The sequence below is a fragment of the Microcystis aeruginosa NIES-2549 genome, assembly GCF_000981785.2.
Classification (GTDB): domain Bacteria; phylum Cyanobacteriota; class Cyanobacteriia; order Cyanobacteriales; family Microcystaceae; genus Microcystis; species Microcystis aeruginosa_C.
The window spans coordinates 1,044,973-1,069,773 of the sequence record NZ_CP011304.1; the positions used below are offsets into that span (position 1 = coordinate 1,044,973).

Below are 24,801 nucleotides of genomic sequence, written 5' to 3' on the forward strand. Positions count from 1 at the left end.
ACCAGACTGACAACCGATAACTGGCCACCGATAACTAATTTTTACCAGCCTTTTTCCGCTTGAGCGAGGACATAGTTAGCTACAGCTTCGATATCTTCAGCGCTGAGACGACCACCGAAAGCAGGCATCGCCCCCATACCTTTGGTAACTTGGGTAACGATAGCTTCAACGGAATCTTTGCCGTATTTAACTAAATCTTCTTTTTTCAGGGTTTTAGCGGCATTAACCACGTTTTTACCGCCCATGTGGCAGGAAGCGCAGTTAGCACTGAAAATCGAAGCCCCATCAGCTAAAGCGGGACGAGCCATACCGAATGTAACCACAGCCAAGAGCAAGCACAGGGAAATTAATAGTCTTTTCACGATTGGTTCTCCTCTATTTCTTAAGAAATTCCCCAACCATGGTCAGAAAAAACCGGTTTTCTTGTCAAAAGACAAGCTGTCAAACTTGGTGTAGAATGAATCAATGGGACAGTTAAAAGCAAACTTTTACTTTTTTGTCAAAAGACAGGCTGTCAAACTTGTCATCTTCCCTCGTGTAAAGGATTAACAAGCATGAAAAAATTAGGTTTATTGGTCGCTACCGTGGTGCTAGTCGTCTCTAGCTTCTTCTTCAACACTGCCTCCGCTGCTGCGGAAACCTTCACGGTGAAGATGGGCGGTGATGCAGGTACACTACAATTTGATCCCCCCACCCTCACCATTAAAGCAGGAGATACGGTGAAATGGGTCAATAACAAACTTTCTCCCCATAACATAGTTTTCGATAGCACCAAGGTTCCCGAAGCCCAAGCCAGCAAATTATCCCATAAAGGTCTGGCTTTTTCCGCCGGTGAGTCCTTTGAAAGCACTTTCAGCGAACCGGGTACTTACACTTACTACTGCGAACCCCATCGCGGCGCCGGCATGGTCGGAACGATTACCGTTCAGTAATTATCCGATTTTAGCCAAAAATAACTCGCGGTTAACTGCCGCGGGTTGTTTTTTTGGGAATTATGAAGACTTTTCAGTTATCAGTAAACAGGAATCAGTAATCAGTGAGGTTCTTCAGTTTGTCTTATGCAACGGACAGGGTTATAAGGAATGAAACTCTTATAGAGAAAGACATTTGGCGATTTTTGTCAATTGTTTTTGAACTAGAACGAACTCATCAATTAAGTTTTTTGCCAGATAAGGATTTAGTCGATTTATGCCCCCCGAGCGAACCATACCAAGTTCAGTAATCAGTGAACTGAAAACTCGCATCTGATAACTGATAACTGATAACTGATAACTGAAAGGGCTGTCTCCTGAAATATAAAGTCTCGGTTACAAAACTGACTTGCGAGCAATTCTCCCTCCACCATAGAAACAGAAGCCCGTAGGAAAATCAGCCATGAAAGAACACGATGTCGTTATAGTGGGCGGTGGGTTAGCAGGATGCCGCGCCGCCTTAGAAATCAAACGCCTCAACCCGACTATCGATGTTGCTGTCGTTGCCAAAACCCACCCAATTCGTTCCCACTCCGTCGCTGCCCAGGGAGGTATCGCCGCCGCCCTGCAAAACGTTGACCCCAAAGATAATCCCAAGGCCCACGCCTACGATACCGTCAAAGGTTCCGATTTTCTGGCTGACCAGGATGCGGTGGATATCCTCACCCAAGAAGCCCCCGAAGTTATCATCGAATTGGAACATCTAGGCGTGTTATTCTCCCGTCTCGAAGATGGACGCATTGCCCAAAGAGCCTTTGGCGGTCACAGCCATAACCGGGCCTGTTACGCCGCCGATAAAACCGGTCACGCCATGCTGCACGAATTAGTCAGCAATTTACACCGTAATCAGGTAAAAATCTACGATGAATGGTACGTTTTGCGCCTTATCCTCGAAGAAGGTACGGCCAAAGGCGTGGTTATGTACCAAATCGCCACCGGACAGTTAGAAATCCTTCGGGCAAAAGCAATTATGTTCGGGACGGGGGGCTATGGTCGCGTTTATAACACCACCTCCAACGATTTCGCCTGTACGGGGGACGGTTTAGCTTTATCGGCCAAAGCGGGTATTCCCCTAGAAGACATGGAATTTGTCCAATTTCACCCCACTGGACTCTATCCCGTCGGTGTTTTAATCTCAGAAGCGGTCCGGGGTGAAGGTGCTTATTTAATCAATAGCGAAGGTCGTCGTTTTATGGAAGACTACGCCCCCTCGCGCATGGAATTGGCACCCCGGGACATCACTTCCCGGGCCATTACCCTAGAAATTCGCGCCGGCCGGGGGGTAAATCTGGACGGTAGCGCCGGGGGTCCCTTTGTCTATCTGGATTTACGCCATTTAGGCCGGGAAAAAATTATGAGTCGCATTCCCTTCTGTTGGGAGGAGGCCCACCGTCTCGTCGGTGTCGATGCGGTAGAGGAACCGATGCCCGTCCGTCCTACAGTTCACTATTGTATGGGCGGCATTCCCGTTAATACCGATGGTCGCGTTCGCTTAAGTGCCGATACCCTCACCGAGGGCTTTTTCTCCGCCGGGGAATGTTCCTGTGTCTCCGTCCACGGGGCCAATCGTTTGGGCAGTAATTCCCTGTTAGAATGTGTGGTCTATGGCAGAAGAACCGGCAAATCGATCGCTAAATACGTCGAAAAACGCGCTTTTCCCGTCTTTAATCCCGATATTTACCTTCAGGATGCCAAAGAGGAAATCACCGCTTTATTGACCAAAAAAGGCACGATTCGCATCGGTCAACTACGTCAGCAATTCCAAGACTGTATGACCCAACATTGCGGCGTTTTTCGCACCGAAGCGACCATGCGCGAGGGAATTAAACAAATCGGCGAATTAAAGCGCCAATACGAGCAGATTTACCTCGATGATAGGGGGGATTGCTGGAATACGGAACTAATCGAGGCCTGGGAATTACAAAGTCTCATGGTGGTGGGGGAAATTATCCTCACCTCTGCCCTCAATCGTCAAGAAAGCCGAGGGGCCCATTCCCGCGAGGATTTTCCCCAACGGGATGACAAAAATTTCCTTCAGCATACCCTCGCCTATTATTCCCCCTCCGGCATCGATATCGACTATATGCCCGTAGTGATTCAGGATTTCACCCCCGTGGAACGTAAGTATTAACCTCTGGTCGGACGGTAAATGTAAAGGAATATTACAAACTCCTTGGCATTTACCGAGATTTAGTTCTATACTAGATAAAGCAACGCGGGATAGAGCAGTCTGGTAGCTCGTCGGGCTCATAACCCGAAGGTCAGTGGTTCAAATCCGCTTCCCGCCATTACTAATAAAGCCAGTAGTTAACCCCGATTTCCCGTTAGGGAACATCGAACATTACCCTTTCAAGACAGCGATTGGGGTCAATGTAGGATTGGCGAGAATGGAGACAAGTATAATTATCCATGATCAGGATCTGTTCTGCTTTTAAATAGAGCGGAACGTGATGGGCTTCAAACAGTGCCAAAAATTTGCCACATAAAGCCATTAAACGGGAATCTAGACCAGAAGCGATCGGTTTACTAAGATCGGGGCTAAATTCCCGATAAACCAGCACATTATAGCTAAAGCGGATGATTTCGGCATCTCGTTGCCAGATTGGTGCAAAACAGCTTTCTTTGCCGTCTTTGGACATAAAATATTGAGGTTGAGCCGCCATAAAATGTTGTTCCTCAAGGGTAAAATGACGCATTAAGTCATCAAACTTAACCAAAGTCGTCGCACCCCCACCCCAACGATCCGGAGTTTTACAGCGCAAACAGAGGTATTTAGGAGGGATAGCTTTGTAGGACCATTCTGTATGAGGTAAAAGCCCAATTCCGGGGGATTGTGCATCACTTTTTCCCATAGCGTCAGGATTTGCTTTGATAGGATAGATAATCTCTCCGTTAGTTTGGATAACGGGGGTTGCTTGGGTAATATCCTCTAAACCTTGCAACCAGCGATCGCCGCAAGGGTTATCGAAGACAAAAAAACCGTTTTTTTTGAGGTGGTTTTTTAGGGTAGCTGTGGATTGAGTGAAGGGTGATAATGTGAGAATTGAAGACATAATAAGCCTCTCGAAGAAATAGAATGTTTAGAACATCCCAATCTTCTGAAAAATGCTTATAATTGACGAGATCAGAATAGGACAGATAATAAGTTCCCCTTTCTGTCTCTTTTCCGATCGAATCAGTTAGATTGATAATGGGACTCGTAGTAAATGAGTTGGATTTATGTCTAAAGAACGTAAACAACGGGGTATCTTAGCCACGCCAACCGGAAAACAAAAACTTCAGGAAGCCAAAGCTAATGGACGAAATGAGCTTGGGAAAAAGTTAACTTATGACAATATTGCTGAAAAAGCGGTAGTGGATAAGAAAACGGTTGAGCGATTTATGCGAAGACTACAACTTATTGATCGAGATAATGCGTTGGCGATTTGTCAAGCGTTAGGATTAGAGATTACTGATGTGGTTGATTCTGATGAGTGGAATTATGACGAATCATCCAACACGGAGATTAATTGGACAGAAATTTGTCAACAAGCTTTAATTAATAAACCCCTCCGGCGATTTGCAACTGATGAACCCTGTGAGCTTGAGATATTCGTTCCTTTGGGGTTAGTGGAGCGTAAAAAACAGCAACGTCGCCCCCTTAATCAAGAAATGGAGAGAAATCAAGTCTATGAGGTGGAAGAAAAGGAAGAAATCACCCGACGCTTTGAACATGAGGAGTTTTTGAACTATATCGGTTTAGGAACAACTCAGGGAGAGAGTGATAAAAATATTGCCATTATTGGAGAGCCGGGGGCGGGAAAAACCACTTTATTGCAGAATTTAGCCCTAATTATCAGTGATCAGCAGAAAGGTTTACCGATCTGTGTCTCTTTGGGTGCATTATCTAAGGAGCGATCGCTGATCGGTTATCTTGAGGAGACTTGGTTACGCGATGGGTTAGCGGTAGGAGAGGTGAAGGAGTCGGATAAGGCTGATTTTCGTCAATTATTTGATAAAAAACAGGTTTGGTTGCTATTAGATGGTTTAGATGAGTATTCCGCCGATTCTCCCGTAGAAGCGTTAACATGGATTGAAAATGAAGTGCGATCGGGTTATTTACAAAAGGCGCGGGTGGTGGTGTCTTGTCGAGTAAATGTCTGGGATGCCAATATTAATCCCTTACGGGCGTTTGTTACCTATAAAACCTTAGATTTTGCCGATTTTCAGCGAGATCAGTTTATTAGGCAATGGTTCGGGAAAAAGGGCAATATAGCGTTAGGGGAACAGTTAATCGCTTGTTTGCAGGAAACGGGAAGAGAAAGGATTTGGGAGTTAGTTAAAAATCCGTTACGGTTGGTGTTATTGTGTCAAATTTGGTCGTTAGGAGAGGGAGCATTACCTGAAACCAAGGCGCAGTTTTATCAGCGTTATTTGCCTTATTTTTATGAGTGGAAACGGGAGATCCGCGATTTAACAGATAATGATGAGTTACAAGAATTGTTACATCAAGCATTAGGAAAATTAGCTATTGCGAGTTTAGGGGGAGAATCTCGCTATCGTATGCCTAGAAAATTAGCTAAAGCCATTATGGGTAATGATTTATTTAAGTTAGCGGTAGATTTTGGGTGGTTAAATATTGTAGATCGGGATCAAGCAACGGATGAGGCGGTTTATGCGTTTTTTCATCCTACCTTTCAGGAGTTTTTTGCTGCTTGTGGGGTGGAAGATTGGGATTTCTTTTTACCCCGAAATCATGTAGATCGTCCTGTAGAGGGGAAGGTTTATCGCATTTTTGAGGCGAAATGGAAAGAGGTGATTTTGTTATGGTTGGGTAGGAGTGATGTTAAAGATGAGGAAAAAGAGGCTTTTATTAAGGCTTTAGTTGAGTTTAAGGATGGTTGTGGAGAATGGAATTTACCAGAGGTTGATCGCGGTTTTTATGAGTATAGAGCTTATTTTATGGCAGCCAACGGGATTAAAGAATTTAATACCTGTTCTTTTGCTGATAAAATTGTGCATCAAATTATTAAATGGAATATTGTAAACGATAAACCTCTTTACATGACAACTGGATATAAATTAGATTTTGGTAATCATTTAAAAACTCACGTTAATAAGGTTTCGTCCGTTTCGGTATTGGCTGATCATATATCAGTATATTATGCCAGTCTTCAAGAAACAGACACCAAGCGAGTGATTTCTAAGTTAATTGATCTTAGTCTCGAAAATAACTCAATACTCGAAAATAACTCAATAATAGAACTTTTGGAAATTATTGGACAGGACAATAAAAATGCTATCATCGCACTAATAAATATGATTGAATCCCTCTCTTATAATGATGAAATACGTAGTCATGCAATAGAAAGTTTGGGTAAAATTGGAAAAGGCAATACAGAAGCAATTTCTGAATTAATAAACATTATTAAATCTACCTCCTATAATTACGAAATACGTAGTCATGCAATAAAAAGTTTGGGTGAAGTTGGAAAAGGCAATATAGAAGCAATCTCTGAACTAATAAACATTATTAAATCCAATGAATCTACCTTTTATTTTTATAATGATAAAAATGGAACACTTAATCATGCAGTAGAAAGTTTGGGTAAAATTGGAAAAGGCAATATAGAAGCAATCTCTGAATTAATAAACATGATTAAATCTACCTCCTATAATGACGCAATACGTAGTCAAGCAATAAAAAGTCTGTGTGAAATTGGAAAAGGCAATACAGAAGCAATCTCTGAATTAATAAACATTATTAATTCTACATCCTATAATGACAAGATACGTAGTCGTGCGGCATATAGTCTAGGTAGAATCGAATCTGGCAATTCAGAGGCAATCTCTGCATTAATAAGACTAATGCAATCTCCTGATAGCAAGATAGTCAACTTTGCACTAAAGAGTCTAATTGAAATTGGCAAGAAAAATTCTGATATAATCTCTATATTAGTTGATATTATGCAATCTCATTCTCCTGATAGCAAGATAGGCGACTTTGCCATAAAGAGTCTAGTTGAAATTGGCAAGGAAAATTCCGATATGATCCCTATATTAGTTGACATTATTCAATCTCATTCTATTAAAGCTACAATAGTTTCTACTGCATTAGAAAATTTAGCAAAAATTGGACAGGGAAATTTGCAAGCCATAAATACGCTGATTAGTATTTTAGAATCTTTGCAAAGTCAAGATATGTCTTTACAAAGCGAAGATATGATGTCGGAATCTTGTCGGAGTAGGGATCTTATCCTGGCTTCTGCTGCGGAAAGCTTAGGAGAAATCGGACAGAGTGATCCAAGAACAATTGCCGTACTAATTCATGCTTTACGCCCGCTTTACAAAAATTATTTCCTAATGCAGAAATTGGCAACTCGTAGTTTAATCAAAATAGGCATCAATAATTCAAATGTAATAAATCAGCTGGTCAATTCTTTACAATCTTTAAATGATCAAGAATCATCTTATTGGTGGGAAATTATTATCTTAGAAGACATAGGAAAGCGAGATAAAAATGTTATCAAAATTTTGAAAAAACTTCTCCTAGTTGCTTCCAATAATAATCATTCTTATTCCCATCGCATAAATTTAGCATCAGCTTTAGGGAAAGTAGAACCAGGTAATTCTGAAGCCTATGAAACGTTAATTGAAATTTTCATATCTACCCAAAATCTTGACGCAATAAAGACTTTAACAGAAATTCTTGAAGACAAACCAATCTCCTTAGTAGTGGCTCAAAAAATTGGCGATTACTTCGTAAATAATATTTCTAAAAAAATGTCAATAAGTAAAAAATACTACGAAACAATTTATGCTTTTTTTTATAAATTTACCCAAATATATTCCTATGGTAAATTCTATGAAATTTGGAATAACTCTTTTTATGCTTTTCAAGCAGTGCAAATCAACGATGAGATTGATGAAGTCTCTGCTAAACTTTTGCAAATGTTAGAAAAATACAGAAAAAAACCAAGAAAGAAACAATAAACACCAACAATATCCCCCAACTCAAACGTCATCTTATACCCCTAATCGCCCAAAATGCCCAATTAACTCTCATTTTCGGAGAAAGTGACCCCAGTGACACCCTTTTATCCCTCTGTCAACAACTTAACCCGACTATTCCCATCGCATGGATTACCGAAAACCCCATTGCTAACCTACAAACCTTCTCCCCCAACCAACCCAACCTAATCGAAGTGATCTTAAACTGGAAAAATCGGTAAACACCTCTGAATTATGCCAAGAATTGGGGATTCCGTTGGTTAAAGATTGTGAGGAATTGTTAGGGCAAATTCAGGTTACATTAGAAGAAGATTAGAAATCCAATCAAAATGAGGAACAGTGAATTATGAATATCAAAGATTATCCTTTTGCTCAAGACTTGATTACAGATAATCAAGGTCAGATACAGCAAGTTATTATTAACTTTGAAGACTATCAACAAATAATAGAAACCTATGAAGATACTGGACTCTATCGCGCCATGATAGACGTTAAAGATGAAACTCCCTTAACTTTGGAGGAAGCTTTAATTGAATTAGAAAAAGAATGAAAATCAACTATCTTCCTACTTTTATCAAGGATCTTAAAGATTTAAAAAGTACCTCCCCTTACTCAGTCATAAAAAACCTTGTCTTTACTGATATTTTAGCAGTTAAGCAGCTAAGCGAAATTAACAACCTTAAAAAATTAAAAGGAGAATATAATGCCTATCGTATCCGAATTGGTGACTATAGAATTGGTTTTTTTATTGAAGAAGATACAATTACATTTGCTCGTGTTCTTCATCGTCGAGAATTCTATCGTTATTTCGCGTAAAATTTCGGTAGATAAAGAATCATTGAAAAGCCTTTGTCGAAATAGCCCACAAAATGAATCACTGCGATCGCGCTTTCAACTACTGCCAACAAGCGCTTGAATTATGCCAAGAACTGGGGATTACCTTGGTTAAAGATTGTGAGGAACTGTTAGGGCAAATTCAGGGAAACTTAGGAGAAGCCAACAAATAAAATGAAACTTCCCAATGCCGATCAAGCCAACCTAGGAGACAAACTTGAACGTTACTGCCTCAATCCTGAGCATTCAAAAGGAAAACATAAAGCCTTGCTTTTCAAACAAAGATTAGGGATTACCTTAGCTAATAAAGAAATCCTAGAAAATGCTCTTAAAAAAGCAGTAATGGAAGGAGAAGCCGAACTTTATAAAATCGATCAATATGGCACTCACTATGATCTGAAATTTAACCTCTGTACCGACATCGGAGAATCCTTAATTTTAAGTTGCTGGATTGTCCAAATAACTGAAAATTTTCCTCGTCTTACTAATGTCTATCCCATTAATTAACTAGCCCATGATGAACACCATTCAAGAATACGATCTCGTTGCCCTAACGGAAGATGTTACGGCTACTCACAAAACGACCCATCAGCCCATCCTTCTGCGTCGCGGACAAATGGGAACTGTTTTAATGTCTTTTAATCAGCAAGCTTTTCTGATTGATTTTACCGATCAAAACGGCCAAACCTTTGCGATGGAAACCGTTGATCACTCAAAACTTCTACGGCTGATCAGTGAACCTGAATTAGTCTCAGTCTAAGATAAAACTTTCGCCAACTTTTAGATAGAACTCTTTATCTTGCTATTCGGGAAAAAACTTTCAACAGCTTATTTCATCAAGAAATTGGTCAAATACTCCTTGAAGAAAAAACACTAAGACTAATTATCTTTAACCCTGACAATGAGGTAATCACCCAATGGATAAACTCAACCATTACCGCAAAATTATTCATCAGATTCTTGTCCCCTATAGCCAAATTATTTATAACAATGCGGACATTCAAAATCGTCTAGCTTTTGATCCTCAGAATGATCAATATCTCGTCATTTCAGAAGGTTGGCAACAGAATCAGCGTTATCATGATTGTCTGATTCATTTAGAAATTATTAACGAGAAAATTTGGGTACAATGTGACAACACCGAAGACGGTATCACCAAAGAATTACTAAGCGCAGGCATTGCTAAAGAAGATATTGTTTTGGGATTCCATGAACCTAAAATACGTCAATATACAGGCTTCGCTGTCGCTTAACTTTCAAATATCATGGACAATTCTCAAAACCGCAATCACCCACCAAATGAATCACTATTAGAAGAAGATTAGAAACTCTTGATAACCCAAGTCAGCCATGAAAATCACCTACTTTCAAGATACGGACACTCTATATTTAGAGTTCAATAACAATCCCATTGTCGAGACTCAAGAAATCAATGAAAATACCTTGGCCGATCTTGATCAGCAGGGTAATATTTGTGCAATCACCTTGGAACACGCCAAAAGCTTAACGGATCTGAATGCTTTTTCCCTCGAAACTATTGTCGCGCCTCAATTAGCTTCAAGTTTATAAGAGTTGTCATAATAAAATTATTCTATAAACCTTGACGTGATATAATATATATGACATTTGGGCGCAGATTCCTTGTGACCCTATAATCGGACAAATTCGTTATTATCAATGACAACAACTTTAATCAATCACATTGAAATTACCCCAGAAACTTGTGGCGGTAAACCGCGCATCGCAGGTCATCGCATCAAAGTCCAAGATGTCGTTATTTGGCACGAACGCCTGGGAATGTCACCCGATGAAATTGTTTATCATTATCCCAGCATTACTTTAGCTGATGTTTACGCGGCCCTTTCTTACTATCACGATCACCTTGAAGAAATTAGACAACAAATCACAGATGATGATACCTTTGCCAAGGAAATGCAAGCTAAAACACCTTCTCTAGTCCAAGAAAAACTAAAAAAAATGAATGGGCAATAAAATTAAATTTCACCTTGATGAAAATGTAAGCTATAGCATTGCTCTTGGATTGCGCCAGCGAGGCCTTGATGTTACTACCACTCCAGAAGAAAATTTATTGGGGGTATCTGATGAAGTACAATTGCAATTTGCTTTAGCCAATGGTCGCGTGATTTTTACTCAAGATACTGATTTTTTAAGAATCAATCAACTAGCACGTTGCTTCAAGTCAGAAAAATTCCCCTCTATCCGTCCCAACCTAATCGAGACTATTGCTCACTGACTAAATAACGCGATCGCCGAATCATAAAAAAATGCCTGCCAAAGATATTTTCCATGATTGTGTAAAACACGCCCTAATCAAAGATGGCTGGATAGTTACCGATGATCCCTTAAGTCTTAAAATTGGCAAAAAAGACTTGTTTATTGATCTAGCAGAGGAACTGTTAACACAAATTGATACCCCCTAGTCCCCAAAAGAAGAATCTCCCCATGAGTAACCCTATTATCATTGAAACTGACTTAAAAGATATTCTCGCTAAACTTGACAATCGGTTAGAGCGAATCGAAACAAAACTAGAAGTATTACCGAAAATAGAGGCCGAAGTTTCCCAACTCAAAGAAGATGTCAAAGACTTGAAAGAAAGGGCAACGGCTCAAATATGGGCTTTGATAGTCACTGTTATCGGTGCAACTGTTGCAGCAATTATCAAATTCGGTTTTTTAACTAAAACTTAAATCATCATTAAAAACTAAGTTGGAACTAGACAAGTTCCAACCAGTAACAAAAAATTGACCTTGAATATTAACGACGGATTGGTGCCATCGCACCGTCGGCGGCGGCGCGAAAAGGTTCCACTGCCTCGCTATAATCGATCGGTAAAATAGCCACCACGTTATCGTGAGGACGGGGAATAATTACCCAGGTTTCTAAAGCTGCCCCCTCGGTTTTATTGACGGCTTCAATGCCGGCAGCCATAGCGGTTTTTACCTCCTGTACATCCCCACGAATATTGAGGGTAAAACGGGCGCTTCCTGCCCTTAAATAACCAACAATCGTGATCCGTCCTGCTTTTACCATCGCATCGGCGGCCGCTAGAATACCGGGGAAACCTTTGGTCTCGATCGATCCCACCGCGGGTTGGGCTGTCATAAATTAACTCCTAATAACAAAAATCAGATAAGTTCAATTGATAGAATCCAATCTATTTTCCAGTCTTTAACTATAGTCTAGTTTGGGGCCAATCGCTAGGGAAATTAACTGCGAAAACGGTCTGACTTAGCCGTATGCTGCACTGGTAAAACCGCCAGTACATTTTCTGGAGGATTCGGTACGATGTAATGACTGACCACATTACCACCAAAAGCGGTCATCGCTGCCGCTAATCCTGCCTCTACTGCCGGTTTAACCTCGGAAATCGGACCGCGAATCGCCACTAAAAATTCGCCCCTTTCCGCTAGATCAAAATAAACTAGGGTGACTCGTCCCCCTTTAACCATGGCATCCGCCGCCGCTAAAACGGGGGGAAAACCCAACGTTTGAATGACTCCGACCGCCTCGGGCATTTTTCCTGATCTCCTGCGAAAGCAACTTTACATTATACCCCGATCCTGTCTTGATATTTTCTTCTGCAAATCCCCGACCGATCGAGCCTGTTTTTTCTCTAAATACTGTTGATGGGACTGATCGGCCAGATAATAATCTCCTGCGGGTTCGATCAAAGTAACGATATCTTGCTGAAACTTTCCCGATAGTTGTAGTTGACGCTTGCCAGCAGTGGCGATTAACTTTTGTTCCGGGGTGTGATAGAAAATAATCGATCGATATTGTTCTCCTCGGTCTGGTCCTTGGCGATTTAACTGAGTCGGATCATGGATTGACCAAAAAACAGCTAATAACGCCTCATAGCTTATTTCTTGGGGATTATAGGCAATTTGTGCCACTTCCGCATGACCGGTAATTCGCGATAAGACATCGAGATAACTAGGATTGGGGAAATGTCCACCCATATAACCCACGGAAGTGGCTAAAACCCCTGGTAAACGCCGAAATGCGTCCTCGGTTTTCCAAAAACAGCCGGCCCCAAAGGTAGCTTTTTCGCCGTTATTCATTTCTCCTCACATCCTTGGCAAATTCTACAACTGCTTTTGTAATTGTCTCGCTTAAATTAGCATAAACTTTGGCAAAAGGGGGAGCTTTTTCGGTTAATCCTAGGATATCCGCCGTTACCAACACCTGACCATCACAATCTTCCCCCGCACCGATACCAATCGTCGGGATAGTCAATTTATCGGTAATAGTAGCGGCTAAATTGGCGGGAATATGTTCCAAAACCAGGGCAAATACTCCCGCTTTCTCCAAGGCTAAAGCTTCCTCGATTAATCTTTGTGCATCCGATGGAGTTTTTCCCTGCTGACGGTATCCTAAACGATGCACCGACTGGGGAGTTAATCCGATATGACCCATAACAGGGATGCCTATCTCGGTTAAACGGCTAATCGTCTCGACCATAGCGGGATAACCTCCCTCTAATTTTACCCCTTGTACTCCCGCTTCCTTTAACATCCTTCCCGCCGAGTGAATTGCCTGACTGACACTTTCCTGATAGCTGAGAAAAGGCAAATCACAGACAACTAAAGCTTGTTTTACCCCGCGAGACACGGCCGCCGCGTGGTGAATCATCGCCTCTAGGGTGATCGGTAAAGTGGTAGGATAGCCCAAAGCGGTCATAGCTAAGGAATCACCTACCAAGATAATATCAATTCCTGCTCGATCGAGCAGTCGCGCGATCGGATAATCCCAAGCTGTGAGGGTGACAATCGCGCGTTTTTGCTGTTTCCACTCGATTAATTTGCTGGTGGTGACTGCCATTCTTTATTCACTGCGGACAGCTTCGAGGATACGGGAAAAATAGAAACGAGTGCTAGTCATACTCGTCCGTTCAATTTTAAAGCCATTTTCGTTTAAAGCGGCGATAATAGTTTTTTCCTTGTGTTGATAAGCGCGAGTGGTTTTACTCGGACCGGGGAAAAATTGACCAATTTTCTTGAGAATGGTTAATAAACAGGTTTTAGGGGCAAAACTGAGGATTAAACGGGATTGAGCTAGGGATCCCAGGTGTTTAATCATTCCTAATGCTTCTTCTGTGGGATAGTGAATGAGAACATCAAGACAGATGACTGTGTGATATTGGCCGGTTAATGCTTCTAAATCTTGAACGGCAAAGGTGAGTTTACTGGTATCTGCTAACTCTTTGGCCGCTCTTTCCTTGGCTTCTGTCACCATTTTCTCAGAAATATCACTGGCGAAAATAGTTGCGCCCGCTTTAGCGAGGGGAATACTGAGACTACCGACTCCACAACCAGCATCACAGATTGAGAGATTGGGCAAATTGTCATCATTTTCTAACCAACCGATAACGGTATCGATCGTCTGTTGATGACCGATGCGAATATCTTTTTGTACTTTGTTAACTTCGCCATCCCCATAAATCCGGCGCCAGCGATCGAATCCTGTGGCATTAAAATAGTCCTTGACTATGGCTTTATCGTCTAATGTGTTGGTCATAAGGAAATCTAAACGAGTGGTCTCTGAGCTACGCCGAAAAGCGGAGATGGTTATTAGTTTATCCTACCGTGAAAGCTCTCAACCGTTGCCGCTGATGGCTGATTCCTGACTGCTCAGGAAAGGACCCGGAGCGATGGCAACTCTGTGGAAAAGCTTAATTTGTTTTCCGCTTCACTTTTAGTTAACCTAAATTGAATATCATGTAATCGTCCCAAGATCGATCAGTAAGGGTTCCATGTCAATTATTAACCATAGAACTAAGATCGTAGCCACGATCGGCCCTGCCAGTAATTCGCCAGAAGTCCTCAAGCAGATGATCGGTGCGGGGATGAATGTAGCGCGGCTAAACTTTTCCCACGGTAGCTACGAAGATCATGCGAGAGTTGTTAGTCTTTTACGGCAAATTTCTCAAGAATTAGACAATCCTATCACCCTCCTGCAAGATTTACAAGGGCCAAAAATTCGCGTCGGCAATCTCCCCAATGGTTCGATTTCCATCAACGACGGCGATTATCTCACCCTTGTCCCCATGGATGAGTATCGGGGAGAAGCGAACACGGTTTCGATCGATTATCCCTATCTGGCCGAGGAAGCCAAGTTAGGTGAGCAAATTCTCCTTGATGATGGCTTATTAGAGCTAAAAATCGTTGAAATTAACGGAAAAGACCTAAAATGTCAAGTGTTGGAGGGAGGAATTCTCAAGAGTCGCAAGGGAGTCAATCTACCCCGTCTCAATTTGCGCTTACCTTCCATGACCGAAAAAGACAAACAAGACCTAGAATTTGGTCTTTCTCAGGGGGTTGATTGGGTTTCCCTCAGTTTTGTTCGTAAAGGAGAAGATATCAAGGCGATTAAGGCATTTTTAGCCGAGAGAAATCACGCGGATGTGCCAGTGATAGCTAAAATTGAAAAACCGCAAGCGATCGAAAATTTAGAGTCAATTATCGAGGAATGTGACGGCATTATGGTGGCCCGGGGCGATTTGGGGGTAGAATTAAGTCCCGAAAAAGTCCCCATGTTGCAAAAACGCATCATCAGACTCTGCAATATGAAAACTATTCCCGTCATCACTGCCACCCAGATGTTAGAAAGCATGATTCACAATCCCCGACCGACTCGGGCCGAGGCCAGTGATGTGGCTAATGCAATTATCGATGGAACCGATGCGGTGATGTTATCGGGGGAATCAGCAGTGGGAGATTTTCCCGTCAAAGCTGTGGCTATGTTGGCCAAAATCGCCCATGATGTGGAAGCGGATGTGAAGTTTGATAATGTTCCCCCCAATCAGTCCGATGAAACTCACGCTCTCAGTGAGGCTTTAGTGGCGATCGATCAAACCCTTGATCTCCGTTATATTGTTACTTTTACCACCTCTGGCTACACTTCGCTACTGGCTTCTAAGGAACGTCCCTCGGTTCCCGTCATTGCCATGACTCCCAATAAACGAGTCTATCACCGTCTCAACCTAGTCTGGGGTGTGATCCCGATTCTTCTTGATCATCAGGTGTCCGTCTTTGAGGATGTGTTAAAGCAAACCGAATCAATTCTGCTGCAGAAAAATCTAGCGCAATCGGGCGATAAAATCCTGATTATGGCGGGAATTCCCATGCAGAAAACTAAAGGCACCAATTTCCTCAAAATTCACACGATTCCCTAAGTTCTAGGATTCAGGAGTCAGGGTACAGGAGATAGGAGATAGGAGATTATTTCTATTTATTCTCCCCACACCCCACGAAAAACTTTTTGCCGCAAACCCTAGATACAGATTTTGGGCGGTGGATTGGTTGTGATAGAAATATAAATATCGATCGCTTGCTATCAATATTGATGAAAAGACGATATTTTCTGGCTTTTATCGGCTCAATTGCCCTTAGTTGCTTATTATCTGCGGGCATAAACCTTTTTTCATCTACTATCACCACCGCCCAAACCCAGACAATTCTAGTTTCTGCCGCCGCTAGTCTCAAAGAGGCCCTAGAAGAAATCAAGCCGGGGTTTGAAAAAGCCCATAGTAACATTAAAGTTAACTATAACTTCGGTGCGTCGGGGGCTTTGCAACAGCAAATTACACAAGGTGCGCCGGCCGATGTTTTCCTCTCGGCTGCGACTAAGCAAATGGACGCTTTAGCAAAAGCTGGTTTAATCGATACAACTACCAGAAGAAACCTGCTCACTAATCGCCTAGTTTTAATCGTTCCCAAGAATTCCACCCTAAAAATCAGCGATTTTCCTTCCCTGACTAACAGTAATGTCAAAAGAATTGCCGTGGGTGAACCGCGCAGCGTTCCCGCCGGTCAGTACAGTGAAGAAGTTCTGAAAAATCTCGGCATTTTAGAGCAAATAAAACCAAAACTGGTCTTTGCCAACTCTGTCCGTAATGTTCTCGCCGCCGTAGAAACTGGTAACGCCGATGCTGGCATTGTTTACCTCACCGATGCCAAAATTTCCGACCGGGTAAAAGTAGTGGCTACGGCTGCCAATAATCTCCATTCTCCGATTATTTATCCCATAGCTGTGATTAAAGACAGCAAAAACCCGCAAGCTGCCAAGACTTTCGCCCAATATCTCACCAGCACAGCCGCTAAAAACATTTTTGAAAAATTCGGCTTCGGAATAGCCAGATAAACAATGCCCGACTTTTCCCCCCTATGGATATCCCTGAAAACCGCCACCATTGCCCTGATAATCATCTTTTTTCTCGGTATTGCCGCCGCTTATTGGATGTTAGGCTATCGTGGACGGTGGAAATCCCTAATCGAGGCAGTTTTCGTCGCACCCTTAATCTTGCCCCCGACGGTGCTAGGCTTCATTTTACTGCTTCTATTCGGCAAAAACGGACCATTAGGACAGTTATTAGACCTATTTAACTTTCGCATCGTTTTTACTTGGTATGCCGCCATCATCACCGCGACGGTGGTGGCTTTTCCCCTGATGTACAAAACCACCCTCGGGGCTTTTGAACAGGTGGATGCCAGTCTTTTACAGGTTGCCCGCACCCTAGGGGCATCGGAAGGGAAAATATTCTGGCGCCTACTTTTGCCCCTCTCCTTCCCCGGGGTATTAGCAGGATTAACCCTAGCTTTTGCCCGCGCTTTGGGGGAATTTGGGGCGACTTTGATGTTAGCGGGTAATATTCCGGGGCAAACTCAAACTATCCCGATGGCGATTTTCTTCGCTGTGGAAGCAGGAGCGATGACTGAGGCTTGGATATGGGTGTTTATTATCATGTTAATCTCTCTATCGGGGATTATCGCCGTTAATCTCTGGCAAAGTCAACGCAAACAGCAATTAGGACGACCGGGAGAAAGCAAACCTAACGAGATGGAGGACTGGCTGCCACCCTGGGAGGGTCGCGATTTTGCCCTTTTAGAAGCTGAAAATCAGCATTATAGGGATAAAATAGGCTTATTTGTCGATATAGAGAAACATTTACCCGGTTTTAACCTCTCGGTCGCTTTTAACTGCCAAAATCAGCCCCTAGGATTATTAGGGGCTTCGGGTTCGGGAAAAAGCCTCATTTTGCGATCGCTGGCTGGTGTGGAAACGCCCTCAAGGGGTCGTATTGTCTTAAATGGGCGCATTCTCTTCGATTCCGAAAAGGGAATTAATCTCCCCAGTCGTCAGCGTCGTATCGGTTTTGTGGTGCAGAATTATGCCCTTTTTCCCCATCTCACCGTGGCGGAAAATATCGCTTTTAGTCTCCCGAAAAACTTATCTAAAAAAGTTATTAAACAGCAGATTGCCACTCAATTAGAATTAGTGCAGTTACCCGGCATGGAAAACCGTTATCCCCATCAATTATCGGGGGGACAACAGCAACGAGTCGCCATCGCTCGCGCTTTAGCTAGTCGTCCGGAAGCTTTATTATTAGATGAGCCTTTTTCTGCCCTTGATACCCATCTACGCGCTCAATTAGAACGTCAGATGATCAAAACTTTAAGTAATTACGATGGCGTGACAATTTTTGTTACCCATAATATGGATGAAGCTTATCGAATATGTGAGAATTTATTAGTTATGGAAAAAGGGCGGGCTATTGCTAATAATTCTAAACAGAAAATTTTTGAGCGACCAGATAGCGTTAGTTTGGCCAAGATTACTGGCTGTAAGAATTTTTCGCGTGCTATTATAATTAATAATCAACAATTAGAAGCCATTGATTGGGATGTTAAATTACACACCGTCCCCGGAATTACCGACTATTTAACCTATACGGGAATTCGCGCCCATCAAATTATTTTTGGTCGAGATTTAGGCAATATTAATACTTTTCCCTGTTGGTTAGCTAATGCCATTGAAGGACCTCATCGGGTGACTCTCTATCTGAAACTTAATCAACCCTCCAACCACGACCGCGATTTTCATATCCAAGCAGAGTTATATAAAGATAAATGGTTAGAAATTAAGGAGCAAGCTTTGCCTTGGACTGTTACTTTATCTCCCCAGCGTTTATTATTATTAAAGTAATGGGCTAATTTTTCTCAAGTGCTGACAGATATAAAGCTTCTAAAATCCCAGACCATCCCGTTAAATACCCGATCCTGTCATTAGTTAGTAAAAATGTTATAATTGTAGTTATAAAGTCATGAATGAAAAGGGATCTTTTGATTGGATAATGCGAGTGAATTTACACTTAACCACTCCTGATGCAATGCTGGATGAAATGTTATAAATAGCAGCAGCGGTCGCTTGGAAGATATTCCGAAAAAAGCGAAATTGAATTTATTACAGCACTTTTCATGACAATCAAGTACAATAATAGGGGGAAGAAATCATCTCCGGGAAAACAATACAATGGGAAGGAGCCGTATTAATCATGGATAACTTAAGAGCGCATAAAGTGGCAGGGGTTGAACAAATGCTAGAAGCAGCCAGGGTACGAGTGATTTATTTATCTCCTTACTCACTGGATTTTAACCCGATAGAACATCTTTGGTGGCAATTAAAATCTCTCGTGAAAAAATTCGCCCCGACAACGGAAGAAGCCTTAAAAGCTATCTTAAATCTTGACTTGATGCTAGTGAGCGAGAAACATTTGAGAAACTACTTCACCCATTGCTGTTATTGTACTTCTTAGTTCGGCAAAGTACTTTAGTAGATTTTAGTTGTATCAGTTCACCCCATTTACTTAACCTTAATAACTAATGTCTAGACTGGTAAATAAATTACAATCCTATTATCGACAGGACGCAGGGACTTACTTAATTGAAATTAAACTTAATCAGTTACAGCAAGTCTTTAATTCTCTCGATCCTTCGCCATTTTTAGATAGAGATTTAGACGATAACGCCGAAAATTATATTATTAACTCTGTGGATGAATTTCCCCTCAATACTCCCCTTAAATTAGTCTTTTATCTCCCCAGTCAAGAACAGAACACCGCCCGAAATCTGTTACCCTCAGCTTTACATAATTATTTTGACTATCGCCAACAGGGAGAACAAAGAAAATTACGCACGATTTGGCGACAGGGACGCATATCTTTAATAATTGGTCTCTCCTTTCTTTTTGTTTGTTTGAGTCTCAGCGAATTAATTAGTCGTTTTGGCAGTGATACATTTATTCACTTCTTAGAAGAAGGATTATTAATTAGTGGTTGGGTGGCCCTCTGGCGACCTTTAGAAATCTTTCTTTACGAATGGTGGCCTGTCAGTTATCAACAAAAGATTTTTGCTAAACTGGCCTACATCCCCATTGAAATCCGTCTATTAGAGGAACCATCCACCCCGGACTCTTTTCAACAGATCTAATCCTGCCGATGGCTTGTGTTCAAAGTTACAAAGCTTTTATTTGAAGCAGTTTACAATAAAAGTAATTCTCTACAAAGCTTATCGGGTTTCAGCTTGGCTATTACTTTATACTCAAACTTTTAACTAAGTAGTCGGGCCTAACTTTTTTCAGTCTGGCGATTATTGGCGTTTCATCCCGACAAATCCCGACAAAATTGCTATCTAGATAGGAGTCCTAATGTTAATCCGTGTTGGTTATGAATTTGGCTTTGATGCCCCCTTACCCGTGGTTATGTTGTTAAAACTTTATCTACACCCCTCAATTTTAGCTCAAGTTAGACAATCGGAAAACTTGCAGGTGGAACCGGCAACAAAAATAGAAGAATTTTTAGATAGCTTCGGCAATCGAACCAGTCGTCTAATTTTACCCGCTGGACAGATCCGCATTCACAATGAAGCAGTTATCGAGAATGAATGGAAACCTGATATTGTTAATTGGAATGCCCAAGAAATTCCTTTAGCAGAGTTACCAACCCACGTTTTTCCCTACCTCATGAGTAGCCGTTATTGTGAAGTAGATTTGCTTGCGGAAATTGCCTGGGAACTTTTCGGACAAACTCCCCCCGGTTGGGCAAGGGTACAAGCGGTTTGTGATTGGGTTCATAGTCACATTAGTTTTGGTTATGAATACGCGCGGGTGACGAAAACCGCCTATGATGTCTATCGGGAAAGAAAGGGGGTTTGTCGCGATTTTAACCATCTAGCTTTGACTTTTTGCCGTTGCCTCAATATTCCCGCCCGTTATGCCTCCGGCTATCTCGGAGATATCGGTATTTCTCCCCAACCTCTACCGATGGATTTTAGTGCTTGGTTTGAAGTCTATTTGGACCATCAATGGTACACTTTCGATGCTCGTCATAACACCCCCAGAATCGGGCGGATTTTAATGACTCGCGGCTTAGATGCCGTCGATGCTGCCCTAACAACTTCTTTTGGTCAAGTAAATTTAACAAAATTTAAAGTATGGACGAGCGATGTTTCTCACCTCTATGCTTAATCAGAGTATTTAGTGAACCTCTTGCATAATTAATTTTTGAGGGTTCAAAAACGGCAAAAATAAGGATTAAATTGCAGAAAATCTGTAAATAGAGTTTGCTGAATAAATCTAAAAACTTGGTTGGATAAAACTTTTAGACTTTTTTGACATCAAAAAGTGCCAGCCATTGGAGTGAACGGGGAGAATAAAACCCTACACCCCACCAACAAGATTTTTCAGCAAAACCCAGATAAAATTTATTTTTCTACCTTAACCCGTTGACTAACGACAACAATCCCATCTCCTTGAATTAAAATCGCCGATAACCAGCGATTTTCCGGTGTTGCCGGCGCTTTTACCCGCTTAAATAAACCGCCGGACTGTAATAATTCCAATTCTAGAGGCTTTGTATTAATATAGCGCTCAATATCTACTTTCTCATCGATCGCCGCTCCGGCCAATAAATCATCCCCCAAAGGTTCGCGGACAATCACATCAAAATCAAATTCTTCACCCGCTTTCACCCTTTCGGGAATTCTCACTTGAATACTGGGGGGATTTTTGCCAGTGCTTAACTCAACTCTTTCGCTTAAAATCTCCTGATAAACCAGTTTATTGCCTTGAAATTGTTGACGAGAACGAATAGTAGCATTCATTCTCACCACTCGTCCCTGCACCTTTCCCGTCCCGGTAATTTTAGTAATTGTATTGGCCGTTAACTTGTCCCCGGAACGACTCCAAGATTCGAGGGTCGTGGTGTATTGTAGATTGTTATAACGTTCCCAAAAATGAGTTAAAGCTTTTTTAGTTTTTTCGTAGGTCAGGCCATCGGAGTTAGTAAATTTCGGGCTATAAAACTCCATTAATTGCTTGAGATTTCGCTCATTAGCCGCCGTTTCGATTTTAGAGATAAGGGTTTTTAAATTAGCTGGGGCAGTTTCTGGCTTTTCGGCCCGCAGACCGGTGGCAAGGGTAAAAGTTAACCCCAAACCTAACAGCAACGACAGGGAAAAATTGAGGGATTGACGAAAAAATTTATTGGGAATCGTGTTCAAGTTACGCATTAGTGATAGTTTGTGTAAGGATCGATCAATAACTATGGTAGATTATTTCATTCTAGGGCTAAATTTACCCTCTCTCGAATTATGGCACGCACTCCAACCCGTCTATTGATTGCCGCTAGTGGTACTGGTGGTCATTTATTTCCCGCTTTGGCCGTGGCCGAGCGCTTGCCGGATTACGAGATTGAATGGTTAGGAGTTCCAGACCGTCTGGAACAGTCCTTAGTTCCAAAAACCTATCCCCTGCACACTATTCCCATTGAGGGGTTTCAAACCCGTTTGGGGTTAAAAACTCTCAAGATTCTGCTGCGTCAACTGTGGGCCATTTGGCAAGTGCGTAGTTTAATCAAAAAACGTCAGATAGCGGCAGTTTTTACCACCGGGGGTTATATCGCAGGACCGACCATTTTAGCGGCTCGTTTAGCCAATATTCCCGTCATCCTACACGAATCTAACTACATACCGGGCAAAGTCACTAAAGTTCTCGGTCGCTGGTGTGATACGGTTGCCCTCGGTTTTCAGGGAACCGCCAGCTATTTACCCGGCACTCGCAGCACTTGGGTTAGTACACCAGTACGCGAGCAGTTTCTCATTCCCCAGTCCCTAGATTTACCGATTCCAGAGACTGCTTTTTTAATTGTCGTTGCCGGTGGTTCTCAAGGGGCCGTAGCTCTTAATCAACTTGTCCGACAAAGCGCTCCCCAATGGTTAGAAAAAGGCATTTATATCGTGCATCTCACGGGAGAAAACGACCCCGAAGCGGATAGTTTGCGCCATTCTAACTATTTTTCCCGGCCTTTTTACGACAATATGGCGGGATTATGGCAAAGAGCTAATCTGGCTATCAGTCGCTCCGGTGCCGGCACTTTAACAGAATTAGCGATCACTTGTACGCCTTCGATTTTAATTCCCTATCCTTTTGCTGCCGAAGACCATCAGTTCTATAATGCCAAAGTTTTCGCCGAAGCTCAAGCCGCTTATCTTTACCGTCAAAATGAGTTAACTGCTCAGTTTTTAAGCGAATTAGTCCTCGATTTATGGTCTAATCCCGAAAAATTGGCCGCCATGGCTCAACAAGCTTCTCATCTAGCTATTAGTGATAGTGCCGATTTATTAGCCGATTTGTTGAGAAGAAAGAGTCAAAAAGATAGTTTTTGAAACAAATCGGCCACGCGAAAAGTGAACCCCGGAACCACATCTTCCCCCTCCAGAAAATCTCCTGATGTTAATAATCCCTGCGGTTCGTACCCGCAACGATAAACTAAAACATAGTGTTGACCTGGACTGATAACCCAGAGCAAACGAGTACCATTGGCAAAATATTCGGCAATTTTGTCCTCGATTTCTGCCACTGTATTCCCTGGAGAGAGAATTTCTACCACTAAATCTGGCCCACCTTCTAAAAAACCCGTCGGCAATTCTTCCAATCCTTGCAGACGTTCCTTGTCAAAAAAAGCTATATCGGGAGAACGTTTATTGCCATTTTTCATGGTAAAAGCAGTGCTGGAGTCCAATAATACACCTAGTTTTCGAGATGTTACTAAACCGAATAAAGCAGCACTTAAAAGAATGGCAATATAACCGTGGAAAGCCCCAGAATTACCCAGATTAATTAACTCTCCCTTGACCAATTCGTAACGATTACCATCGTCAGGTAACGCCATAAACTCTGCATCAGTCCATACTTTTGTCTCTGGAGTTTTAATCACAGTAGTTTCTCGAATAGACATAATTGATCCTCGGTAAATATTCACAAGTAAAACCCTTAAAGAATTTCCTGTAACATCCGATTGGCCTGGGAGGCGTAACCACCACCAAATAAATTAAAGTGATTGAGAATGTGGTAGAGATTGTAAAGAGTTTTGCGCTGTTGATAACCGGCATCAAGGGGGAAAACATCGTTATAACCCCGATAAAAAGCCGCCGGAAAACCGCCAAAAAGTTCCGTCATGGCTAAATCTACCTCCCGGTCTCCCCAATAGGTGGCAGGGTCTAAAATTACCGGTTCCCCATCGACGGTAATTGCCGCATTTCCCGACCACAAATCACCGTGGACGAGGGAGGGATGGGGTTGATGCTGACTCAAAATCTCGCTAATAGCGGGAATAACTTGATCCTCGTCGGGAAAATTGCCGCCGCGCTCCTTCGCAAGTCTTAATTGATAGCCAATGCGCTGATGAGCGAAAAAATCCGCCCAATTGTTACTAATGGTATTAATCTGGGGAGTAGAACCAATGGTATTATTACACTGCCAACCAAAGCGATCGGATAGGGAAACTTGATGTAAATGAGCTAAATTTCGCCCCATTTTTTCCCAGCTTTGACTATTGCCACCGCCGAATTCTAACCACTCTAGCACTAAATAACTAGATTTCTCGGCAATTCCCCAACAAATTGGCTCCGGAACCCTGATAGTCTTGGTAGCGTGAATTTGCTTTAATCCTAAAGCTTCGGCGGCAAACATGGCCTCTTGGTTCGCTTGGTTAATCTTAACGAAATAAATTAAACCATTGCCACTGACGGCATAACCCTGATTGATACAGCCTCCACTAACGGGACGACTTTTCTCGATTTCAAAGGGTTTTTCTGTGGTTTGGGTAATATGTCGAGCAATTTGAGTCCACATAGGTTATCAGTTATC

General features: G+C 42.2%; 31 protein-coding genes, 1 tRNA gene and 2 pseudogenes. 24 read left to right on the plus strand and 10 right to left on the minus strand.

Annotated elements, in window-relative coordinates:
* Positions 1 to 41: 41 nt before the first annotated feature.
* Positions 42 to 362, minus strand: a complete 321-nt coding sequence (gene petJ, locus myaer_RS05035; RefSeq protein WP_002732729.1) for a cytochrome c6 PetJ — start codon at positions 360 to 362, stop codon at positions 42 to 44.
* A gap of 192 nt (positions 363 to 554) precedes the next feature.
* On the opposite strand from petJ, the gene petE reads away from it, so the two are divergent.
* From petE to myaer_RS05055, 3 genes are all read left to right on the plus strand, one after another.
* Positions 555 to 932 (plus strand): plastocyanin, encoded by a 378-nt coding sequence (gene petE, locus myaer_RS05040; protein WP_046661237.1) that lies wholly within the window; start codon positions 555 to 557, stop codon positions 930 to 932.
* Between the two features lie 442 nt (positions 933 to 1,374).
* Positions 1,375 to 3,102: a succinate dehydrogenase/fumarate reductase flavoprotein subunit gene (locus myaer_RS05050; RefSeq protein WP_046661240.1), complete on the plus strand. Its 1,728-nt coding sequence runs from the start codon at positions 1,375 to 1,377 to the stop codon at positions 3,100 to 3,102.
* A gap of 83 nt (positions 3,103 to 3,185) precedes the next feature.
* A tRNA-Met gene (locus myaer_RS05055) sits at positions 3,186 to 3,259 on the plus strand.
* Positions 3,260 to 3,295: 36 nt separating this feature from the next.
* On the opposite strand, the gene myaer_RS05060 is transcribed toward myaer_RS05055, so the two are convergent.
* The gene (locus myaer_RS05060) at positions 3,296 to 4,024 is read right to left on the minus strand and encodes a TauD/TfdA family dioxygenase (protein WP_046661241.1); all 729 of its coding nucleotides are present in this window, start codon (positions 4,022 to 4,024) and stop codon (positions 3,296 to 3,298) included.
* Positions 4,025 to 4,190: 166 nt separating this feature from the next.
* On the opposite strand from myaer_RS05060, the gene myaer_RS05065 reads away from it, so the two are divergent.
* The 14 genes and pseudogenes from myaer_RS05065 (at position 4,191) to myaer_RS05120 (ending at position 11,504) form a co-directional block, all read left to right on the plus strand.
* Positions 4,191 to 7,943 (plus strand): HEAT repeat domain-containing protein, encoded by a 3,753-nt coding sequence (locus myaer_RS05065; RefSeq protein WP_046661243.1) that lies wholly within the window; start codon positions 4,191 to 4,193, stop codon positions 7,941 to 7,943.
* 44 nt (positions 7,944 to 7,987) lie between these two features.
* Positions 7,988 to 8,182 (plus strand): hypothetical protein, encoded by a 195-nt coding sequence (locus tag myaer_RS22635; RefSeq protein ID WP_419178825.1) that lies wholly within the window; start codon positions 7,988 to 7,990, stop codon positions 8,180 to 8,182.
* Between the two features lie 125 nt (positions 8,183 to 8,307).
* Positions 8,308 to 8,511 carry a hypothetical protein gene (locus tag myaer_RS05070; protein ID WP_002732229.1) on the plus strand — a complete coding sequence of 68 codons (204 nt, stop codon included), beginning with the start codon at positions 8,308 to 8,310 and terminating at the stop codon, positions 8,509 to 8,511.
* Positions 8,508 to 8,777 (plus strand): type II toxin-antitoxin system RelE family toxin, encoded by a 270-nt coding sequence (locus myaer_RS05075; protein WP_046661244.1) that lies wholly within the window; start codon positions 8,508 to 8,510, stop codon positions 8,775 to 8,777. Before myaer_RS05070 ends, myaer_RS05075 begins: the two co-directional genes overlap by 4 nt.
* 53 nt (positions 8,778 to 8,830) lie before the next feature.
* On the plus strand, positions 8,831 to 8,968 hold the full coding sequence (locus myaer_RS21530; protein WP_046661245.1) for a hypothetical protein: 138 nt from the start codon (positions 8,831 to 8,833) through the stop codon (positions 8,966 to 8,968).
* A gap of 1 nt (position 8,969) precedes the next feature.
* Positions 8,970 to 9,302, plus strand: coding sequence for a DUF6883 domain-containing protein (locus myaer_RS05080; protein WP_002800853.1), 333 nt, complete (start codon positions 8,970 to 8,972; stop codon positions 9,300 to 9,302).
* Positions 9,303 to 9,312: 10 nt separating this feature from the next.
* A complete protein-coding gene (locus myaer_RS05085; protein WP_012267894.1) occupies positions 9,313 to 9,555 on the plus strand; it encodes a DUF4926 domain-containing protein in 243 nt (80 codons plus the stop codon).
* A 32-nt stretch (positions 9,556 to 9,587) separates the two neighbouring features.
* A pseudogene (locus myaer_RS21885) lies at positions 9,588 to 9,809 on the plus strand (element excision factor XisH family protein); the annotation flags it as partial.
* Positions 9,713 to 10,048, plus strand: coding sequence for a XisI protein (locus myaer_RS05095; RefSeq protein ID WP_002762148.1), 336 nt, complete (start codon positions 9,713 to 9,715; stop codon positions 10,046 to 10,048). The pseudogene myaer_RS21885 and the gene myaer_RS05095, both read left to right, overlap by 97 nt.
* 97 nt (positions 10,049 to 10,145) lie before the next feature.
* Positions 10,146 to 10,364, plus strand: coding sequence for a DUF2283 domain-containing protein (locus myaer_RS05100; protein WP_046661247.1), 219 nt, complete (start codon positions 10,146 to 10,148; stop codon positions 10,362 to 10,364).
* Between the two features lie 108 nt (positions 10,365 to 10,472).
* Complete coding sequence (locus myaer_RS05105; RefSeq protein ID WP_002753976.1) at positions 10,473 to 10,787, plus strand: DUF433 domain-containing protein; 315 nt, start codon at positions 10,473 to 10,475, stop codon at positions 10,785 to 10,787.
* Positions 10,777 to 11,049, plus strand: a complete 273-nt coding sequence (locus tag myaer_RS05110) for a DUF5615 family PIN-like protein (protein ID WP_046661248.1) — start codon at positions 10,777 to 10,779, stop codon at positions 11,047 to 11,049. The genes myaer_RS05105 and myaer_RS05110 overlap by 11 nt, the downstream gene beginning before the upstream one ends.
* A gap of 31 nt (positions 11,050 to 11,080) precedes the next feature.
* A pseudogene (locus tag myaer_RS05115) lies at positions 11,081 to 11,215 on the plus strand (element excision factor XisH family protein); the annotation flags it as partial.
* Between the two features lie 43 nt (positions 11,216 to 11,258).
* A complete protein-coding gene (locus tag myaer_RS05120; protein WP_002775412.1) occupies positions 11,259 to 11,504 on the plus strand; it encodes a hypothetical protein in 246 nt (81 codons plus the stop codon).
* 67 nt (positions 11,505 to 11,571) lie between these two features.
* Here the strand turns inward: myaer_RS05120 and myaer_RS05125 are convergent, their stop codons facing one another.
* The 5 genes from myaer_RS05125 to bchM form a co-directional block, all read right to left on the minus strand.
* Positions 11,572 to 11,919, minus strand: coding sequence for a carbon dioxide-concentrating mechanism protein CcmK (locus myaer_RS05125; RefSeq protein WP_002733188.1), 348 nt, complete (start codon positions 11,917 to 11,919; stop codon positions 11,572 to 11,574).
* A 104-nt stretch (positions 11,920 to 12,023) separates the two neighbouring features.
* Positions 12,024 to 12,332, minus strand: coding sequence for a carbon dioxide-concentrating mechanism protein CcmK (locus myaer_RS05130; protein ID WP_002782143.1), 309 nt, complete (start codon positions 12,330 to 12,332; stop codon positions 12,024 to 12,026).
* A gap of 27 nt (positions 12,333 to 12,359) precedes the next feature.
* A complete protein-coding gene (gene msrA / locus myaer_RS05135) occupies positions 12,360 to 12,878 on the minus strand; it encodes a peptide-methionine (S)-S-oxide reductase MsrA (RefSeq protein WP_046661251.1) in 519 nt (172 codons plus the stop codon).
* Entirely contained in the window at positions 12,871 to 13,638 is a 768-nt protein-coding gene (gene panB, locus myaer_RS05140; RefSeq protein WP_046661253.1) for a 3-methyl-2-oxobutanoate hydroxymethyltransferase, read from the minus strand. The genes msrA and panB overlap by 8 nt, the downstream gene beginning before the upstream one ends.
* Before the next feature lie 3 nt (positions 13,639 to 13,641).
* On the minus strand, positions 13,642 to 14,334 hold the full coding sequence (gene bchM, locus myaer_RS05145; RefSeq protein ID WP_002733840.1) for a magnesium protoporphyrin IX methyltransferase: 693 nt from the start codon (positions 14,332 to 14,334) through the stop codon (positions 13,642 to 13,644).
* Positions 14,335 to 14,569: 235 nt separating this feature from the next.
* Between bchM and pyk the strand changes: the two genes are divergently transcribed.
* The 6 genes from pyk (at position 14,570) to myaer_RS05175 (ending at position 21,120) form a co-directional block, all read left to right on the plus strand.
* A complete protein-coding gene (gene pyk / locus myaer_RS05150) occupies positions 14,570 to 15,991 on the plus strand; it encodes a pyruvate kinase (protein ID WP_046661256.1) in 1,422 nt (473 codons plus the stop codon).
* 170 nt (positions 15,992 to 16,161) lie between these two features.
* Positions 16,162 to 16,959: a molybdate ABC transporter substrate-binding protein gene (modA, locus tag myaer_RS05155; protein ID WP_046661257.1), complete on the plus strand. Its 798-nt coding sequence runs from the start codon at positions 16,162 to 16,164 to the stop codon at positions 16,957 to 16,959.
* Positions 16,960 to 16,962: 3 nt separating this feature from the next.
* Positions 16,963 to 18,801 (plus strand): molybdate ABC transporter permease subunit, encoded by a 1,839-nt coding sequence (modB, locus tag myaer_RS05160; protein ID WP_046661258.1) that lies wholly within the window; start codon positions 16,963 to 16,965, stop codon positions 18,799 to 18,801.
* A 322-nt stretch (positions 18,802 to 19,123) separates the two neighbouring features.
* Positions 19,124 to 19,411 (plus strand): transposase, encoded by a 288-nt coding sequence (locus myaer_RS05165; protein ID WP_268807326.1) that lies wholly within the window; start codon positions 19,124 to 19,126, stop codon positions 19,409 to 19,411.
* Between the two features lie 67 nt (positions 19,412 to 19,478).
* Complete coding sequence (locus myaer_RS05170; RefSeq protein ID WP_046661260.1) at positions 19,479 to 20,084, plus strand: hypothetical protein; 606 nt, start codon at positions 19,479 to 19,481, stop codon at positions 20,082 to 20,084.
* A 217-nt stretch (positions 20,085 to 20,301) separates the two neighbouring features.
* Entirely contained in the window at positions 20,302 to 21,120 is an 819-nt protein-coding gene (locus myaer_RS05175; RefSeq protein ID WP_046661261.1) for a transglutaminase-like domain-containing protein, read from the plus strand.
* Between the two features lie 236 nt (positions 21,121 to 21,356).
* Here myaer_RS05175 and myaer_RS05180 read toward each other — a convergent pair whose 3' ends face one another.
* Entirely contained in the window at positions 21,357 to 22,163 is an 807-nt protein-coding gene (locus myaer_RS05180) for a hypothetical protein (protein ID WP_046661262.1), read from the minus strand.
* A gap of 81 nt (positions 22,164 to 22,244) precedes the next feature.
* Between myaer_RS05180 and murG the strand changes: the two genes are divergently transcribed.
* A complete protein-coding gene (gene murG, locus myaer_RS05185) occupies positions 22,245 to 23,318 on the plus strand; it encodes an undecaprenyldiphospho-muramoylpentapeptide beta-N-acetylglucosaminyltransferase (RefSeq protein WP_046661263.1) in 1,074 nt (357 codons plus the stop codon).
* On the opposite strand, the gene myaer_RS05190 is transcribed toward murG, so the two are convergent.
* Complete coding sequence (locus myaer_RS05190) at positions 23,300 to 23,890, minus strand: Uma2 family endonuclease (protein WP_046661264.1); 591 nt, start codon at positions 23,888 to 23,890, stop codon at positions 23,300 to 23,302. The genes murG and myaer_RS05190 overlap by 19 nt on opposite strands.
* A gap of 35 nt (positions 23,891 to 23,925) precedes the next feature.
* Complete coding sequence (locus tag myaer_RS05195) at positions 23,926 to 24,786, minus strand: fructosamine kinase family protein (protein ID WP_046661265.1); 861 nt, start codon at positions 24,784 to 24,786, stop codon at positions 23,926 to 23,928.
* Positions 24,787 to 24,801 lie beyond the last annotated feature (15 nt).

Bases quoted from the DNA above. Each gene is read 5' to 3' on its own strand.
- petE (WP_046661237.1), top strand. From the start codon at position 555: ATGAAAAAATTAGGTTTATTGGTCGCTACCGTGGTGCTAGTCGTCTCT.
- myaer_RS05050 (WP_046661240.1), top strand. From the start codon at position 1,375: ATGAAAGAACACGATGTCGTTATAGTGGGCGGTGGGTTAGCAGGATGC.
- myaer_RS05060 (WP_046661241.1), bottom strand. From the start codon at position 4,024: ATGTCTTCAATTCTCACATTATCACCCTTCACTCAATCCACAGCTACC.
- myaer_RS05065 (WP_046661243.1), top strand. From the start codon at position 4,191: ATGTCTAAAGAACGTAAACAACGGGGTATCTTAGCCACGCCAACCGGA.
- myaer_RS05070 (WP_002732229.1), top strand. From the start codon at position 8,308: ATGAATATCAAAGATTATCCTTTTGCTCAAGACTTGATTACAGATAAT.
- myaer_RS05075 (WP_046661244.1), top strand. From the start codon at position 8,508: ATGAAAATCAACTATCTTCCTACTTTTATCAAGGATCTTAAAGATTTA.
- myaer_RS21530 (WP_046661245.1), top strand. From the start codon at position 8,831: ATGAATCACTGCGATCGCGCTTTCAACTACTGCCAACAAGCGCTTGAA.
- myaer_RS05080 (WP_002800853.1), top strand. From the start codon at position 8,970: ATGAAACTTCCCAATGCCGATCAAGCCAACCTAGGAGACAAACTTGAA.
- myaer_RS05085 (WP_012267894.1), top strand. From the start codon at position 9,313: ATGAACACCATTCAAGAATACGATCTCGTTGCCCTAACGGAAGATGTT.
- myaer_RS05095 (WP_002762148.1), top strand. From the start codon at position 9,713: ATGGATAAACTCAACCATTACCGCAAAATTATTCATCAGATTCTTGTC.
- myaer_RS05100 (WP_046661247.1), top strand. From the start codon at position 10,146: ATGAAAATCACCTACTTTCAAGATACGGACACTCTATATTTAGAGTTC.
- myaer_RS05105 (WP_002753976.1), top strand. From the start codon at position 10,473: ATGACAACAACTTTAATCAATCACATTGAAATTACCCCAGAAACTTGT.
- myaer_RS05110 (WP_046661248.1), top strand. From the start codon at position 10,777: ATGGGCAATAAAATTAAATTTCACCTTGATGAAAATGTAAGCTATAGC.
- myaer_RS05120 (WP_002775412.1), top strand. From the start codon at position 11,259: ATGAGTAACCCTATTATCATTGAAACTGACTTAAAAGATATTCTCGCT.
- myaer_RS05125 (WP_002733188.1), bottom strand. From the start codon at position 11,919: ATGACAGCCCAACCCGCGGTGGGATCGATCGAGACCAAAGGTTTCCCC.
- myaer_RS05130 (WP_002782143.1), bottom strand. From the start codon at position 12,332: ATGCCCGAGGCGGTCGGAGTCATTCAAACGTTGGGTTTTCCCCCCGTT.
- msrA (WP_046661251.1), bottom strand. From the start codon at position 12,878: ATGAATAACGGCGAAAAAGCTACCTTTGGGGCCGGCTGTTTTTGGAAA.
- panB (WP_046661253.1), bottom strand. From the start codon at position 13,638: ATGGCAGTCACCACCAGCAAATTAATCGAGTGGAAACAGCAAAAACGC.
- bchM (WP_002733840.1), bottom strand. From the start codon at position 14,334: ATGACCAACACATTAGACGATAAAGCCATAGTCAAGGACTATTTTAAT.
- pyk (WP_046661256.1), top strand. From the start codon at position 14,570: ATGTCAATTATTAACCATAGAACTAAGATCGTAGCCACGATCGGCCCT.
- modA (WP_046661257.1), top strand. From the start codon at position 16,162: ATGAAAAGACGATATTTTCTGGCTTTTATCGGCTCAATTGCCCTTAGT.
- modB (WP_046661258.1), top strand. From the start codon at position 16,963: ATGCCCGACTTTTCCCCCCTATGGATATCCCTGAAAACCGCCACCATT.
- myaer_RS05170 (WP_046661260.1), top strand. From the start codon at position 19,479: ATGTCTAGACTGGTAAATAAATTACAATCCTATTATCGACAGGACGCA.
- myaer_RS05175 (WP_046661261.1), top strand. From the start codon at position 20,302: ATGTTAATCCGTGTTGGTTATGAATTTGGCTTTGATGCCCCCTTACCC.
- myaer_RS05180 (WP_046661262.1), bottom strand. From the start codon at position 22,163: ATGCGTAACTTGAACACGATTCCCAATAAATTTTTTCGTCAATCCCTC.
- murG (WP_046661263.1), top strand. From the start codon at position 22,245: ATGGCACGCACTCCAACCCGTCTATTGATTGCCGCTAGTGGTACTGGT.
- myaer_RS05190 (WP_046661264.1), bottom strand. From the start codon at position 23,890: ATGTCTATTCGAGAAACTACTGTGATTAAAACTCCAGAGACAAAAGTA.
- myaer_RS05195 (WP_046661265.1), bottom strand. From the start codon at position 24,786: ATGTGGACTCAAATTGCTCGACATATTACCCAAACCACAGAAAAACCC.